At 51.1% G+C, this 15548-nt stretch carries 11 protein-coding genes; 8 read left to right on the forward strand and 3 right to left on the reverse strand.

Annotated features, from left to right (window positions below):
* The first annotated feature begins 656 nt into the window (after nucleotides 1–656).
* On the forward strand, nucleotides 657–3365 hold the full coding sequence (locus ACJJID_RS01175; RefSeq protein WP_444921126.1) for a TonB-dependent receptor plug domain-containing protein: 2709 nt from the start codon (nucleotides 657–659) through the stop codon (nucleotides 3363–3365).
* Nucleotides 3366–4707: 1342 nt separating this feature from the next.
* On the opposite strand, the gene ACJJID_RS01180 is transcribed toward ACJJID_RS01175, so the two are convergent.
* The 3 genes from ACJJID_RS01180 to ACJJID_RS01190 all read right to left on the reverse strand — a co-directional run bounded on the left by ACJJID_RS01180 (nucleotide 4708) and on the right by ACJJID_RS01190 (nucleotide 9602).
* Nucleotides 4708–7617 (reverse strand): TonB-dependent receptor, encoded by a 2910-nt coding sequence (locus ACJJID_RS01180; protein ID WP_444921127.1) that lies wholly within the window; start codon nucleotides 7615–7617, stop codon nucleotides 4708–4710.
* A gap of 112 nt (nucleotides 7618–7729) precedes the next feature.
* Nucleotides 7730–8785 (reverse strand): FecR family protein, encoded by a 1056-nt coding sequence (locus tag ACJJID_RS01185; RefSeq protein WP_444921128.1) that lies wholly within the window; start codon nucleotides 8783–8785, stop codon nucleotides 7730–7732.
* A gap of 289 nt (nucleotides 8786–9074) precedes the next feature.
* A complete protein-coding gene (locus ACJJID_RS01190; RefSeq protein WP_444921129.1) occupies nucleotides 9075–9602 on the reverse strand; it encodes an RNA polymerase sigma factor in 528 nt (175 codons plus the stop codon).
* Nucleotides 9603–9838: 236 nt separating this feature from the next.
* On the opposite strand from ACJJID_RS01190, the gene dnaX reads away from it, so the two are divergent.
* From dnaX to ACJJID_RS01225, 7 genes are all read left to right on the forward strand, one after another.
* Nucleotides 9839–11839, forward strand: coding sequence for a DNA polymerase III subunit gamma/tau (dnaX, locus tag ACJJID_RS01195; RefSeq protein ID WP_444921130.1), 2001 nt, complete (start codon nucleotides 9839–9841; stop codon nucleotides 11837–11839).
* 61 nt (nucleotides 11840–11900) lie between these two features.
* Entirely contained in the window at nucleotides 11901–12245 is a 345-nt protein-coding gene (locus ACJJID_RS01200) for a YbaB/EbfC family nucleoid-associated protein (RefSeq protein WP_444921131.1), read from the forward strand.
* Nucleotides 12246–12273: 28 nt separating this feature from the next.
* Nucleotides 12274–12882, forward strand: a complete 609-nt coding sequence (recR, locus tag ACJJID_RS01205) for a recombination mediator RecR (RefSeq protein WP_252084680.1) — start codon at nucleotides 12274–12276, stop codon at nucleotides 12880–12882.
* Between the two features lie 5 nt (nucleotides 12883–12887).
* Entirely contained in the window at nucleotides 12888–14018 is a 1131-nt protein-coding gene (gene rnd, locus ACJJID_RS01210) for a ribonuclease D (protein ID WP_444921132.1), read from the forward strand.
* Nucleotides 14015–14302, forward strand: a complete 288-nt coding sequence (locus tag ACJJID_RS01215) for a YcgL domain-containing protein (RefSeq protein WP_152451691.1) — start codon at nucleotides 14015–14017, stop codon at nucleotides 14300–14302. The genes rnd and ACJJID_RS01215 overlap by 4 nt, the downstream gene beginning before the upstream one ends.
* A 9-nt stretch (nucleotides 14303–14311) precedes the next feature.
* Nucleotides 14312–14761 (forward strand): YcgN family cysteine cluster protein, encoded by a 450-nt coding sequence (locus ACJJID_RS01220; RefSeq protein ID WP_152451693.1) that lies wholly within the window; start codon nucleotides 14312–14314, stop codon nucleotides 14759–14761.
* A 59-nt stretch (nucleotides 14762–14820) separates the two neighbouring features.
* On the forward strand, nucleotides 14821–15201 hold the full coding sequence (locus ACJJID_RS01225) for a hypothetical protein (protein ID WP_444921133.1): 381 nt from the start codon (nucleotides 14821–14823) through the stop codon (nucleotides 15199–15201).
* Nucleotides 15202–15548 lie beyond the last annotated feature (347 nt).

A 15548-nucleotide genomic window follows, 5' to 3' on the forward strand; every position in this document is an offset into this window, starting at 1 on the left:
TAGCAACCTAGTGGAAGCACTGGCTGATTGTACAAAAAGTCTTGGGTTAGATGAATTCTAGATTGCCTACCAGAGGAGAAGGTTTAACCTGTTTGTTCTTCAATTACTGGTTAGGGTAAAATGTGACCATTCAGTCAGTTTTTTTGGCGGTTTATCTTGCTAAGAAAAGAGGTAGTGATAAATGTGGCTAGTATGTCATTTCACCAAGCTATCATGCTTCAGTGATTAGATAAGTTCCTTCGGTAACTGTAGCATTAAAAACCGTAAATCATCCCCACTTAAAAATCTCCTGGCCTAAGCGCTGATAACCCTTTCGTATGTTGAGGCTCTCCCGCCTCTTTGTCTCTCCCCCCATATGAGCTGTGAGCCCTCTTGTTGGCTGTGAAAAAATTGAGATAAAAATTTTTTATCAATAAAAAGCCTAGTTAAGCAAAAAAACTGTATTTCTGCCCCATCTACCAAAATCTAGAGACTAAGTTGTTCGATATTTGGCCAACTTTATCATCGGTGAAGGTTTCCTAACTTTCTCTTTCTGGACAAATATTAGTCAACAATAGTTCCAAAATTCATGTTGTTCATTTAAAGTCAGTTTAGACAGGTTATCCATTATGTAATCAAAACCCATAAAAGCACCTTAAGTATAAAAAGGTTCCACTATGATCAAGACCAAACTGAGCGTTGCCATTGCAGCACTGGGCACCATCGCCAGCTCTGGCGTTTTCGCCCAGGAATCTATTCCCGGACCAGAGGTTGAGGAAGTAGTTGTTACTGGTTCCCGCATTGCGCGTGACCCTCTATCCACTACTGGCCCTATTACTTTGGTTGACTCTGAAGCTATCCAGCGTTCCGGTGTGGGTACCATTGATGAGCTGCTTAACCAGCTTCCATCCATGGGTACTACCGGTATCAATGCCAACGACAACAATGGCGGTGCTGGTCTGTCATTTGTGGACCTGCGTAACCTAGGTTCTGCACGTACCTTGGTACTGGTTAATGGCCGTCGCTTTGTATCCTCCAGCTCTGGCGTAAGCTCTGCAGTGGATATGAACAATATCCCGGTAGATATGATCGACCGTATCGAAGTTCTGACCGATGGCGCCTCCGCCGTATATGGTTCTGACGCGGTAGCCGGCGTAATCAACGTGGTCATGAAAGATTCTTTCGATGGGGTTCGCATTAATGCCCGCGCTGGCGCGACCGAAGCTGGCGGCGGCGAGAATGGTGAGCTGTCCATTACCTTTGGTAAGGAATTCGATCGTGGTCAGTTTATTGCGAATGTTACCCACAGTCAGCGTGACGAAATCACTTACAAAGACCGCGATTGGGCAGGGTTACAGAGCTCCATGTCCTCTACCGGCAACATCTTCACCAACTACGGAGCATTCAGTGTCGGTGAGGATGGAAAGACACTTGGGGATTATTCTAGCTATGACATTGGCCAGTACATGTGGCTGTCAGGCGCGATGGAGCGTACCAGCCTCACCGGCAGCGGTACTTTCTCTATCAATGACTACATCGAATTTTACGGTGAAGGTTCTTACACCCTAAAAACCACCAACCAGCAACTGGCTGCTCAGCCAATGTATGCGGGTAATGGTTTTGACCTCACTGCCGACCATCTGTCCGATGAAGTTCAATCGCAACTGTCTGAAGCTTGGCAGGAAGCAGAAGATGCCTATCAGATAGAGCTCGCTGCATATAACGCCGCATTGGCAGAGTGGGAATCCCAAGGCAGCCCCAAAGACCTTGAACCTTCTAAGCCAGTAGCGACTCACGGAGACACATGGCAGGACGGCTTATCTGATGTCCGCCTGCGCCCAGTTTCAGGTGGCACCCGTGACTATGAGCAGAAGACCGAAACCTACCGTCTTCTCGGCGGTCTACGCGGTGACCTGGCGAATGGCTGGGGCTGGGATACCTTCCTGAGCTACGGCAAAAATGAAGGTGAAAACACCACTAACAATTCCTACAACAAAACCCTGCTCCAGCAAGTGCTTGATGGAAACAGTGGCATTGCTGAAGAGAACATTCAGTTCCTTGGTGGTATGAGCGATGAGGTCATCGACTACATCAGCTATACCGACCGCGAAGATAATGAGTATGAAATGCTCAACTTCGGTGCCAGCCTGACCGGCGACATTGAAGCCATTCAGTTCCAGGGTGGCGCATTGGGTTTTGCTTCAGGCATTGAGTACCGTAAAGAGTCTGGTGAGTTCACCCCAAGCGTCGAGACGCAAAGTGGTGCAACTTTCGGTAACCAGCAGGATGCCACTTCTGGCGACTTCGCTGTAACAGAGGTATTCGCAGAGTTTAACCTGCCAATCCTGGCAGGCCTTAAGTTCGCGGAAGAACTGTCCCTTGACGCGGCGATACGTTATTCGGATTACGACACCTTTGGCGGCCAAGCTACATATAAGCTCGGTGCTGTATATGCGCTAACAGAAAACCTACGTTTCCGCGGAAGTGTTTCTACTGCATTCCGCGCTCCAGGTATCTACGAGCTATACAGTGGTACTGCCCAGAGCTACAGCTACCTGATCGACCCATGTGATACCAGCAGTAACAATACTGCGGGGCAAGGTAGTAACTGTGATATGGTCAGCGCCGGCTTCAGCCAAGCTGGTTCCCAGGTACCCACCAATATTGGTGGTAACCAAGAGCTGCAGCCGGAAAAATCCAAAAGCTACACTGCTGGCATCGTTTGGACTCCGAGCTTCACCGAAGATCTGTCCATCACCTTGGATTACTTCGATATCCGAATTAAGGACGCTATTACTTCTGCTGACACACAGAAGATTCTGGACGATTGTTACCGCGATGGTATCAGCTCAGCCTGTGAACTGGTTCGCCGTGGCAACAGCGGGCAGATTGAGTATCTGGAAGGTTCCCTGCAAAACATTGGTGAAATCAACACCAAAGGTCTCGACCTGGATATAGTGCAGAACTTCCACTACGACACCGGCAAACTGGCTCTGCGCGCTCAAGCAACCCATCTGCTGGAGTACGAGGAGTTTAACTCTGAAACTGGCGAAACTTCTGACTATGTAGACTACATAGGAACAAGTAGCAGCGCCTATACCAAATGGCGCGGCCTGGCCAGCGCAACCTGGTATGCTGACAACTGGGACTTCGGTGCCGACGTACAGTACATCGGTGATGGTCACAGCCCTTATGTAAATGTCCCCTCCCACACCTACCTGAATTTGAAGGCGGGTTGGGATGTGAACGAATCCATGCGCTTAACCGCTGGTATCGACAATGTGACCGACCGTGACCCGTCTTACACTTCAACCTATGACGATGTAAACGGCACTTACGACTTCCAGGGCCGCTATGCCTGGGCTGGAGTTACTTATCAGTTTTAGAAGCTTTCATAAATTTGAATAATCCGGGGGCTCTTCAGCCCCCTTTTTTGCTTTTCTAAATTTATATTCTTCAACGCAGTGCACAATTAGCAGTTATTTCATGTGACTAACTGAAAAAAGGTACTATAAAAGGATAAGTAACGATGTCATTCAATTACAAACGGCTGTTATTTTTCTTTTATATTGAAGGCCTCTCAATTTTCTAGCGACGGGAATACCTTCTGAATTTTCTAGTATCCTGCGTTGAGGATCTTCCTTCTATTTTTCCTGTGAGGATAGATAAGGTCAATTCTCCAACTCAACAGGCTGTCTCGAAGGGGATCTGAATCCTTCCTCTGTCACATATTGAGCAATGAATCCTTGTGTTTTTATACAGTATATCAAGTAATTTTTGTAAAGGATTTATCCCTATCGGAAAGGCCGGCGTAATGGAGCATCCTCTTGATCGGCCGCCATCGCCCACTTTGAACCCCTATCTGGTTTGGGTTGCCCAATTTTAGCCCCCTTTAAGTTTACTGGTGAAAATATGTCATTAAATAATATCTCCTTCTGGTCAAGCAAGGATAGTTGTTCTAGTTACTCCAGAAAATTTATTCACACTCGCAACCAAGCTACTTGTTCTTCCCCCAATTGAAGCATTTTTCAGCAAGTACTAGGTGATTGATAGTGAGAAGAAATAAATTTCAGTCGTGCTCCAGAGCAGAAAACCCTTAAGGCGCCTTTAAAACATACTCTATTATTGCTGGTCTTTTGGCCTCCTATTCCTCGTTTGGGACCGAAAATGCAAGGATCGATCAAATTCCATTGATCCATGATAATTTCGGATTTGAATTGGCTCATAACTGCTGGTTGTTTTTATGTGCAGCTATGTGCGAGAGTGGCCGATTTCAAATTGTGGAGCAGCTCTAACAGTTCTGTAATTGCTTTTGGGAGTGAGCAGCTTTTTTAGGATTGTAAATATGGTGCTGTTAGTTCTCGTTATTTAGGTAGTATTTCATCTGTGTTTCTCTTGGTCAGTAGATAATTTGACACTATCAGTTGGGCCCTTCATTACCAATTGCACTTATTATCTGAAACCAAATAATATTAATTTTTGGTGGTTTCTTTTTAATAAGCTGTGTAATTTTAGAAGCTGTATTTCATTACATGTAGGTTGCTACGGCCCTCCCATATTTGTGTTGTCATTAACTTTCTTGCTTGAATTGCAATGATGATTTTTCGCTCCTAAACAAGTAGTAAGCACCATTTGGGTTTTTAGTGAAGGTTGAAGAGTAAATATATTAAGGTGATATCTGGGGTTGGATGGATACACATATACTTGTGGCTGATTTACTAAAGAACTTTACAATCTAAGTGAAAAACTACTGTACCAATACCTTCCAGTTAGATCGTAAGAACGATAGTCATAATTATTCTCTGCCGCTGTTATAGCGAGAGGAGGGGGGATGTTAAGCAGGTTGTTGACCCCAATTGCGAGTCGAAACCTATCTGAAGGGTTGAAAGAGAATTGTGCATCGTGGCTAAGCCAGCTGCTTATATCATTAGTCACGATTTTGTCGTTTTGAGCGAAAGTTTCTTCTGTGCCGCCGACAAAGTGCACGGTATAGCCGGCCTTCCACTGGTTATTGCTCCAATAAATCCCTGCATTGGCTTTAAATTCTGGCAGTGAGCCTGCGCCGCCGGTTGTGGTATCTACAAAAGTGCCTGCCAACTCTTCCTCAGGTAGTCCGGGGGCCCCTTGGTTTAGGAAGTTCAATATATGACTTAGGTTCATTGCCAGGTTGAGCTGCCCAAACTCTTCCATGGGTAACTCATAACGCAGCGAGATATCGTAACCGCGGATTGTTCTGCGGCCTTTATTGATTCTTGTGGCGAGAATCTTGGTGATTTCACTGCGCTCATCTCTGAGTACTCTGTCACTGAATAGCCCGGCATAGGCATTCTGCTCAACCAGGAACTGCGGGTTGCTGCCAATAACATCCTCCTGCTGGATGTTAAAGATTTCGAGTGCAGCGCTTAATCCCTCTATTTGTTCCGGAGTCCAGGCTAGGCTGGCGGTGAGAGTTTTTGAGGTTTCGGGCGTAAGGTCGGGGTTGCCTCCAAACTCGGTAAGATATTGGATTCGCGCATTGTCCGTTTGAGAAGGGCAGCTGATTAGGCTGGTGGAGCTGTTACTTGTACAGGGGTCAAAGATAAACACCTGACTTTGGTAGCCCTGTTGATACATATCGGTAAGGGTGGGGGCCCTGAAGCCGCTGGCGTAGCTAATCCTTAGATTTATGTCATCTAAAACCTGCCAGCGGATAGCGAGCTTGGGGTTGTAAGTATTGCCAAAGTCACTATAGCTGGATAAGCGGATTGCTCCATCTAGCCAGAGTTTTTCTTCCTGAATTGGGATTGAGACTTCCGCAAAGGTTTCTTTGATGGTACGTGAGCCTCGGGTTGCCCCTGGGGCGTGCCCCCCAATATAGGAAAGGCCTTCAAGGTCATTAGAGTCGCTGTTCAGGGCCTCATGTCTAAGCTCAAATCCTATCGCAGCTAAAATTTCTCCAGATCGGTTTTCCCCTAGGGTTCCGTCTGAGATAAAGGTGAGAGACTCCATTCGCGTGTGGCTGTTAGTCGTGCTTACCCCTCGAATAAATTCCAGCTGTTCTTGATCAATACTGCCGCTGGGACCGAGCAGGTTTATAGGAATACAGTCATTAGTATTATTGCAGCTAGCAGGCCCCTTTAAACCCTGGGAGAGAGCTAGGGGGTTTATAAGGTTGCTGAGCTTTTCAGATTTTTCTGTTCTCTGAAGAGAGGTGTTAAGTTCCCAGTGCCAAAGGTTGCGAACTCCTTTGATTCCTGCGTTAAGCCTCCAGGAAGTGGTGCGATTTTCTTGGGTGCGTGGGCCCAGTTCCGTAACACGCCTCCTAACATCTGTAATTGTTTGGTTGAAAGGATTGTAAATATTGTCTGCCGCTATTGTCAGGTCACCGTTATCGAAACGAGTGAAGACTGGGGAGGGCGCCTTGGTCGATTCTCCAGAGGTGTGTAGGCCCATCACTTCCGTATATATCAGGGTGTTATCTGAGAGGTCGAAGTCCGCTGATAGGTACGCGGAGTTACTTTGGAGTGGGGTGACAGCGGAGGTATAGTCGTTGTAATTGTAGCGGTCTTCCAGGGACCAGTCCCGATAATCCCTGGGGGTTGTAGCTGTTAAAGTTGTGCTGCTGTCAAGGGCGATAAACCCCTCGGGAATGGCTGATGAACGCTTATCTGTGCCGCCAAAATTACGGCTGTCAGCGGATTCTGACAAACTGCGGTCGCGGCTCATTATTGAGCCTTGTTTATATTGCGCAAGGCTGAGCATTACATGGCTGCGTTCACCATGTCTTCCCCAGGTTAAATTGTGTGATTCAGTCTTACGATCACCGGCTTCTGACTGCCCGTAGTAGCTATCTATGGATAAGCCTTCGAAGTCCTTGCGGAGGATGATGTTGATAACTCCAGCGATAGCATCCGAACCATAAACCGCAGATGCGCCATCTTTGAGGATCTCTACGCGCTCGACCAAGGAGAGGGGAATCGTGTTGAGATCGGTGGCCTCTCCCTTGTATCCATCGCCAATAATGCGGCGGCCATTAATTAACACCAGGGTATTACTGGCGGGGAGATAGCGAAGAGAAACTATGGCTGTTCCGTCACCCTCTTGGCTTACCGAAGTGCTGGTGGAGTTTCCGGATACTGCCGGCAGAAATTTGAGTACATCGGAGACAGTTTGCGCTCCAGTGAGTTCAAGTTGCTCCCTGCTGATTCTGTCGATAGGGGCATAGCCATCTAGCTGGTAATGTCGCAAATGACTGCCGGTGAGACTTTGCCCGGTAACCGTGATCTCTTCAGGAGGCGAGCTGAATTGTTGTTCAGCTTGATGAGCTGAGTTCTGATCCGGGATAACCGCATAAGAGGTCGGGCCGATACGGTGATAAGAGAATGGGAGGTCTTTTAATAATTGCTCAATCGTTGCTTCAAACTGGCCCTGCTCGGTGTTTAGCGTCTGTTTGGGGAGTTTAAATAAGGAAGCTGAGGAGGTTTGTACCAAAATAGAGATTTGGCAGTGTCTTCCCAGGAAGATAAGGGCCTCAGGCAGAGAGCTTGCGGGAAGTTCGATGCTGGGCTTTGGACACAGTGCTCTAGCTGCGCTATTTGCCGATAGCAGAAGTACTAAAAAGGTTGTAACCCAGTGCCTTGCCGTCAAGAGGTTGCCCATTTTTATTGCGTTCAGAGCATAAAATTTTGCTGAACAGTTGTATCTATTGTTTTTGCGGGCGGGGAAGTGGTTATTTGCTCAATAATCGACCGCCATTTGGAACGGTTATAACCTAGTTGTGCTTGGGAGACAAGATAGTCAGGTTGTTATTGCTGTGATCTTGCTGAAGATCTAAGGCAGTGGTAATGGCTTCTAGTGTGTTATCTGGGTCGGATACAGCAAATGTGCCGGATACTAAACGGCTCTCAACTTGTGGAGCGGCGACGACCGGAACGGCTAGATAGCGGTTGAGCTCTTGCAGGGCTTCTTTAAGGGGGGTTTTCTCAAATACTAGGATGCCTCGGGTCCAGTCTGTTGCCTGTTCTGGCGAGGTGTGCTGGATTTGGGTGAGGCCCAGGGTAGATACGCTGACCTTTTGGTTTTTGACGAGGGTGACGGACTCGGGGGTTAGGCCGGGTGTTTTTTCCGCTTCACTGACAGAGACCTTGCCTTCTGTCACCGATACCCGGGTATTCTCCGGGTTCAGCTCCACATTAAATTCGGTTCCCAAGACGCGAATATTTGCGCTGCCGGCGGCCACTGTGAATGGACGAGCAGTCTGGCGGGCCACGTCAAAAAAGGCCTCTCCACGAAGAAGCTGTGTCTGCCGCTCTTTGCGGCTAAAGTTCACGCGGAGTTCACTATTGGAGTTCAGTTTTATTTCGGACCCATCTGCAAGGCTAACAGTGCGAATCTCGCCTAACTGCGTTGTATATATTTGTTGGTCAATTTTGCCGCTGCCTAACCATTGCAGGCCTATCCAGACGGCGAGAAAAGCGCCGCAGGTAGCGAGCCCACCGCCAATAAGCCATTGTGGCAGGCCCCAATTAGCGCTCATAGCACTCTGTGCTTTTCTCGATTTCCGCGCTTCTCCACTATTTTGGGGTGGGGAGCTCGGTACACTCTCGGGGAAGAGTTGATCGACTGGCATATGGGCGAGAGCGCCCAGGTCGCCCCAGAGTTCTACCACCTCATCGAGAGCTTGGCGATGGGCTTCCGTAGCTGCCAGCCAAGTTGCGAATTCGCGCTTTTCCGCGTTACTCATAGCCTCTGAGCGTAAACGGGCAACCCAAGCACAGGCCTGGTCCAGGCACTCATCGCTTGTTTGATGTTGGGGGTTGCTGTTCATATTTGCTCTGGTTGTTAGGAGTTAAATAGTGCCTTAAGAGTGGGACTCTCGTCTCAAAATTTAAGGTATCTTACTCAAATTTGACCGACTTATACGATACTGGCGAGTGTAAAGGGCTTCCTACGAAATAATTGCAATACCAGGGCTCTCTTTGGCAGCAAATAATTCTGAAAGTGCCTCGCTTTACAGGTTTGGCCGGATCTTTAAGTTCGCTCTTGCACACTGAGACGGCTGAGGAGGAGCCCCCCTCAACAAAAAATGATGGGCTTATGGAGTGGTATCGTGGGCTCTAGGAGCTGGGGTCTACTTTGCGCCGGCAGGCCTTTAGGGCCTGTAGAATATATTTCTCAACGCTGCTTACTGAGATATTCATTTCATGGGCAATCTCGCTGTAAGAGAGTCCACGCGTTCTGTGTAATAGGAAAGCCTGTCGACACTTCAGTGGCAGTTTGTCCATTGCCTCGTAGATGGACTGCAGTTGTTGGCGTGCAGCGAGCACTCGTTCTGGGGATTGGTGGTCGGCGTGATCATCGCTATGAGACTCTCCCTCCAGCGAGGCTTGCTGGTTGAGGTACTCCATATGCAGCTTGCCCCGACGCAATTGATCCACTGCGAGGTTATTGGCGATTTGGTAGAGATAGGCTCGAGGATTCTCCAGCTCCTTTTCATCGCTGAGCTTTTGCAGGCGCAGGTAGGCGTGTTGGGCAATATCCTCGGCATCGTCTGGACTTTTGACAATGCGTGCGACAAAGCGCACCAAGGCTTGGCCGTGCTCGGCAAACAGCCTCTCCAGAAGCATCTTCCTGGCTTTATTCATTGCGTATTGCGTTCCCCGTCCCAGGCTCGCTTTATCGTTGTGAATTGTTTGTTCTTAGTGCGAGCTGGCGCAGTTATATCACAAGGATGGCTTCGGCTACGAGTGGCGCGAAACGATCTCTTGGGGTGATAGTTTGCTATCCGCTATGCCTCGTCGCCTATGCCGGTATAATGGCGCCCGCGCCAAGAGCGCGTGAGATATAAGTTGGCAGAGGTGTGTCGAGCACCGGAGACTGGATGAGCTATCAAGTACTGGCACGTAAATGGCGCCCGCGTCTTTTTAAGGAGATGGTTGGGCAGGAGCACGTGCTCCAGGCACTGATCAATGCCTTGGATAACGGCCGGCTGCACCACGCCTACCTGTTTGCCGGTACTCGGGGAGTGGGAAAGACCACAATTGCCCGAATTCTGGCCAAATGCCTGAACTGTGAAGAGGGTGTCAGCTCTGAGCCCTGTGGGCAGTGCAATGCCTGCAATGAGATAGCCGATGGCCGTTTTGTCGACTTAATCGAGGTGGATGCGGCATCCCGTACCAAGGTGGAGGATACCCGCGAATTGCTGGAGAACGTCCAGTATGCTCCGACCAGAGGGCGCTACAAGGTCTATCTAATCGACGAAGTGCATATGCTTTCCAACAGCTCCTTCAATGCTCTGCTGAAGACTCTGGAAGAGCCGCCTCCCCATGTGAAATTCCTGCTGGCTACCACAGACCCGCAAAAGCTGCCGGTAACCGTGCTGTCCCGCTGTCTGCAATTCAAGCTCAAGAATATGAGCCCCGAGCGGATTGTCGAGCACCTGCGCTTTGTGCTGGGTGAGGAACAGGTGCCCTTTGAAGAGGGGGCGCTCTGGCAGCTGGGCCGTGCGGCCGATGGCAGTATGCGCGATGGTATGAGCCTCACTGACCAGGCTATTGCTTTTGGCGGTGGCAAAATCAGCGAGGCCGAAGTGCGTGGCATGCTCGGTAGTATTGATACCGGCTTGGTGTGGAAGCTACTGCAGGCCCTGGCAGATGAAGATGCGGCGGGGCTGTTTGCCGCTGTCGCTGAGCTGGCCCAACAGGCCCCAGACTTTGGCGCCACCCTGGCGGAGCTCTCCGATAACCTCCACCGCCTGGCGGTCGCCCAGATTTTACCCCAGTCGGTAGATAACGCCCTGGGAGATGCCGAGCGGCTGCGGGAGCTTGCCGGTCGAATAGCTCCGGAGAATATACAACTCTACTATCAAATGGCCCTGCATGCCCGCCGCGATCTCCCCTTGGCCCCAGATCCGCGCAGTGGCTTTGAGATGGCGCTACTGCGTATGCTGGCGTTTCGTCCGCAGGGAGTAGCGACAATTCCAAGGGCCGAATTGCCTGAAACGGCTGCTGGTGCGCAAACTCAAACGGCTCCTAAAGAGCGGGCGCCGCAAGCGCCTATCGAACAGGAGAATATTGGCGAAAAAAAGTCTGAAACTGTGTCTCAGCACTCTGAGAGTGCTGTGGCTGTGAAGACTCCAGAGCCTCAGGCCGAAGAGGTTGCGGTTGAACCGTATGAAAGCCCCGTACAGAGTCAAGTGTTGGACAGCGGGTATACGCCACCTACATCTGAAGAGCTTGAGCCCCAGCAGTCTCAATACCATGCGGAGCAGGATGGTGAGATTGCGCTGGATACCCAGACGGCAATAGCTGAGCGGCCGCTAGAGGCTCCCAGCGCTCAGCCCTCAAGCGCGCGGGAGGGGGTACTGGCTGAACTTCGCCAGCGCGTCGCGGAAGTCGAAGCTTCTCCCCCTGCGGTAGAAAACCCGGCTCCCACTAGAACGGAAGCGGTTGCTAAGGTTGTTGAAATACCGCCGGCACGCTTTGATGCCCTTACACCCGGTAGTTGGCCGGCACTCTATAAGCAGTTGGGCGTCAGCGGCATATTGCACTCGATCGCGCAGCATCTGGAGCTAGTGGGGCGCCAGGACAATATACTTTCCTTTACCCTGGACGAATCTTTTAGCAGTCTCTATGACGAGGTGCATCAGCGGCGTCTGGGGGACTTGCTGGGAGACTTTTTTCAGCAGCCAGTTATTGCACAGATTCAGGTGGGGCAGGTACAGGGCAGTACGCCGGCACGTTTGGCTGCGGCGACTCGCGATGCGCGTCTAGCAGCAGCTCGGGATGCCCTTACCTCAGACCCCCTGGTTCAGGAGCTCCAGTCCGAGTTGGGGGCTGAGTTAGTGTCAGATACCGTCGAGTCCCTGGCGAAGGCGGATTGATAGAAATTTCGATTGCTCGGCGTCTAACCGGGCTCACACATAATAGAGATAGAGGTTACCTATGAAAGGTTTGGGCGATCTGATGCAACAGGCCCAGAAAATGCAGGCCGACATGCAGGAAAAAATGCAGAAGGTACAGCAGGAGTTAAATGAGCTACGCGTGTGCGGTGAATCCGGCGCGGGTATGGTCAAGGTCACCATGAATGGCCGGCACGACGTTATCTCTGTGGAAATCGACCCTTCCCTGCTTTCCGAAGACAAAGAGATGCTGGAAGATCTTTTGGCAGCGGCGGTGAATGATGCTGTGCGCCGAGCTGAGGAAAAGGCCCAGGAGTTAAAAAAGCAGCAGGTGGGTAACCTCGCTTCCGGCATGAATCTGCCGGAAGGCTTTAAGTTTCCATTTTAAGGGGCAGAGCCCGGTTGTTTAGCCTTATATGTTTAGTCCCCTAATCGAAGAGTTGATTCGCGCGCTGCGCTGCCTGCCCAGTGTGGGCCCTAAATCGGCACAGCGCATGGCGATGTATCTGCTGGAAAAGGATCGCGACGCTGCAGAGCTACTGGCGCGCAGTTTGGCTCAGGCGGTGGAGAAGGTTGGCCGCTGTCAGCAGTGCCGCACGCTGACCGAAGAAGCCGTGTGCACCCTATGCAATAACAGCCGCCGTGAACAAACCTCTCTCTGTGTCGTCGAAACTCCGGCTGATGTATTGGCGATCGAGCAGGCTGGTAACTACCATGGCCGCTATTTTGTGCTGCACGGGCACCTGTCTCCGATTGATGGTATCGGCCCCGCGGATCTTGGTATGGATCTGCTGGAGCGCAGATTGGCCAGTGAGCCGTTACAGGAGTTGATCGTCGCCACCAATCCCACAGTAGAGGGGGAGGCGACAGCCCAGTACATTGCCGAGCGCGCCAAAGCGCAGGGAGTGACTGTCAGTCGTATCGCCCATGGCGTTCCCATTGGTGGTGAGCTGGAATATATCGACGGCGGTACCCTGGCACACGCCTTTAATAGCCGCACCGCCTTCTTCCCCCCAGCAGAGTAATCCCGATGGTTGAAATAGATACCACTCCGCGCTGGGTGGACTCCTGCGAGCAGTTGGCGGCTTTGTGCGCGCAGTGGCGACAGCAGCGCGCTGTGGCACTGGATACCGAGTTTATGCGCAGTCGCACCTTTTATCCTCAGCCGGCCCTGGTTCAGGTTGGGGATGGTCGGCACTGCTACCTCATCGATAATCTCGCCATTGAAGATCTGCAGCCGTTGCGTGATCTGTTGCTGGATACGGCTGTTACAAAAATCATGCACAGCTGTAGCGAGGATTTGGAAACTCTGGAGCGTCTGCTGGGGGTGATCCCCGAGCCCATTTTTGATACTCAGATCGCCGCGGCAATTAGTGGTATGGGGGCGGGCCTCGGTTACGCCGCCACCGTGCGCGAACTGTTAAATATCGAACTGCCGAAGAGCGAAACCCGCTCCGATTGGTTGCAGCGCCCTCTCAGTGATGCGCAGAAAACTTATGCCGCACTTGATGTGGCCTGGCTGCCAGTTCTCTATGGTGCCTTGCTGAAGCGCCTGCAGGAGCAGGGGCGGGAGACCTGGTTGGTCGAGGATTGCGCAACGTTGGTAGAAACTGCGCGAAGCCCACAATCCCCTGAACTTTATTACCAGAAAGTGAAGGGGGCCTGGCGCCTGCGTGGCAAACAGCTGGCTGTGTTACAGGACCTCTGCACCTGGCGGGAGTGTGAGGCGCGAGCCCGAAATATGCCGCGCAACCACCTGCTCAAGGAAAACCTCTGTATGACACTGGCCCAACAGCTGCCGCGGCATAAAGGTGCCTTGAGCCAGGTCGGCCTCGAGGGGCGCGCCCTGCGAGAGCATGGCGATACGCTGTTGCAGTTAATTTCTCAGGCTCTGGAGCGGAGCGACTTGCCGACGCGTTTGCCGCAACCGCTCAACCGGCAACAGGGGGAGCTGTTGAAGTCACTGCGTAAGGAAGTTGCCAGTATTGCGGAGTGCGAAAAGCTGCCTGCAGAAATCCTGATCCGCAAAAAAGAGTTGGAAGCCCTGGTTCTTGCCCGTGATCCCCAATTGCAGGGGCGTCTCTGTGGTTGGCGCGCCGATGTGGTGGGCCGTCCCCTGCTTAAAGTTCTGCGGCATCTGCGCAAAGAGGAAATGAAGTGAAAGTTCTGTGTGATATTTATCGCAGCCCTAATAAAGAAGAAATGTATTTGTACGTCGATAAGCGTGAGGGGACTGCGCGGGTGCCTAAGAACCTACTGGAATTGTTCGGCAGCCCCCAGCATGTCACCACCATGCTAATGACTCCTGAGCGCAAGTTGGCGCGTGCAAATGCCGACAAGGTCCTGCAAGAGATGCGTGTGCAGGGTTACTATTTGCAGATGCCACCGATAGCCGATTCTGAAATGCGCGAGATCGCAATAAAGAACAGCAAACTGCAACGCTGAGTCAGATTTATGGCACAACTGCCTTTTTGGCGGCGTAAAACACTGGAGCAGATGACCGAATCCGAATGGGAGGCACTCTGCGATGGCTGTGGACGCTGCTGCCTGCACAGCCTGGAAGATGAGGAGACCGGTGAATTCTACAGCACCAATGTCGCCTGCCGTCTGCTGGATACAGATTCCTGTCGCTGTAGTCAGTACCAGCGGCGCAAGGAATTGGTGCCCGGATGTGTTCAGTTGCGGGTGCAGGATATAGGCCAATACACCTGGCTGCCGACGACTTGTGCCTATCGTCGCCTGGCTGAGGGGCAGCCACTACCCGAGTGGCATCCGCTTGTCAGCGGCGATAGGCAGTCTGTACATAAAGCGGGTATGTCTGTTCGTGGCAGTGTTATCAGCGAGGAGCTGGTTCACCCGGATGATATGGAAGAACATATCGTCACTTGGGTGGAGGCCGGTTAAGGCGCCGAGGCTTTGCCATTGCTTCCTGCCCCGGGCGGGAAATATAGAGTAAATAAAAAATGTCTGAAGATTTTCAAATTGCCTGGTTTGTTTATGCCGGCTCGACCCTGGTGTTGCTGGCTGCCGGTTGGTGGTTTATGCGCAACTGGCGCTGGAGCTGGTTGCGTCGTACCTTTCTGCTGGTATTGGCCGCGGTATTTCTGGTGCCGGTAAAAATACCGGTGGCCGAATCAGTAGCTATGCCTGTATTACCTCTGTATCTCTACCAATTATTATTTGAAGAAAATGGAGCTGCGTCGGAAGTAACCGCAAACCTGGTGTTTGCCGCGGGCGGTGCTTTGGCGGTAATGGTCGTGTGGGGGCTGGTTTCACTGCTATTTAAATTTCGTCGCGAACGCCGCCGTCGTTTCGATGAAGACCCATACTTCAACGAACAGTAATGGGATTTTGCATCCAATCCTTTCTAGAACCCTGGGCCTGTCGTAACTAGGCCCACGCCCTTTATTCGCCTGGTTATCAAAGGCGTTACTTCCTTTCTCTAGCATCTCTATTGACGGTGACAGCTGCTATATCTATTAGGCTGCTTCCGTGCTTGGCGCGAGGCCAGACGAACCGGCTTAATGATCACAGACCAATAAACAAACCCACCGCCGGAAAATGATGATTTGTACTTTTCCCTGGGTTTTTAACTGTTCATTGGAATGGGTTGTTTATTGGTATGCCGGATTCACTACAGATAATGCTTATATAAAGTGCCCTTGGCGTGGATTTCCGCCCATATTCACGG

It is taken from the genome of Microbulbifer sp. CnH-101-G (assembly GCF_052466775.1).

Bases quoted from the DNA above. Each gene is read 5' to 3' on its own strand.
- ACJJID_RS01175 (WP_444921126.1), top strand. From the start codon at position 657: ATGATCAAGACCAAACTGAGCGTTGCCATTGCAGCACTGGGCACCATC.
- ACJJID_RS01180 (WP_444921127.1), bottom strand. From the start codon at position 7,617: ATGGGCAACCTCTTGACGGCAAGGCACTGGGTTACAACCTTTTTAGTA.
- ACJJID_RS01185 (WP_444921128.1), bottom strand. From the start codon at position 8,785: ATGAACAGCAACCCCCAACATCAAACAAGCGATGAGTGCCTGGACCAG.
- ACJJID_RS01190 (WP_444921129.1), bottom strand. From the start codon at position 9,602: ATGAATAAAGCCAGGAAGATGCTTCTGGAGAGGCTGTTTGCCGAGCAC.
- dnaX (WP_444921130.1), top strand. From the start codon at position 9,839: ATGAGCTATCAAGTACTGGCACGTAAATGGCGCCCGCGTCTTTTTAAG.
- ACJJID_RS01200 (WP_444921131.1), top strand. From the start codon at position 11,901: ATGAAAGGTTTGGGCGATCTGATGCAACAGGCCCAGAAAATGCAGGCC.
- recR (WP_252084680.1), top strand. From the start codon at position 12,274: ATGTTTAGTCCCCTAATCGAAGAGTTGATTCGCGCGCTGCGCTGCCTG.
- rnd (WP_444921132.1), top strand. From the start codon at position 12,888: ATGGTTGAAATAGATACCACTCCGCGCTGGGTGGACTCCTGCGAGCAG.
- ACJJID_RS01220 (WP_152451693.1), top strand. From the start codon at position 14,312: ATGGCACAACTGCCTTTTTGGCGGCGTAAAACACTGGAGCAGATGACC.
- ACJJID_RS01225 (WP_444921133.1), top strand. From the start codon at position 14,821: ATGTCTGAAGATTTTCAAATTGCCTGGTTTGTTTATGCCGGCTCGACC.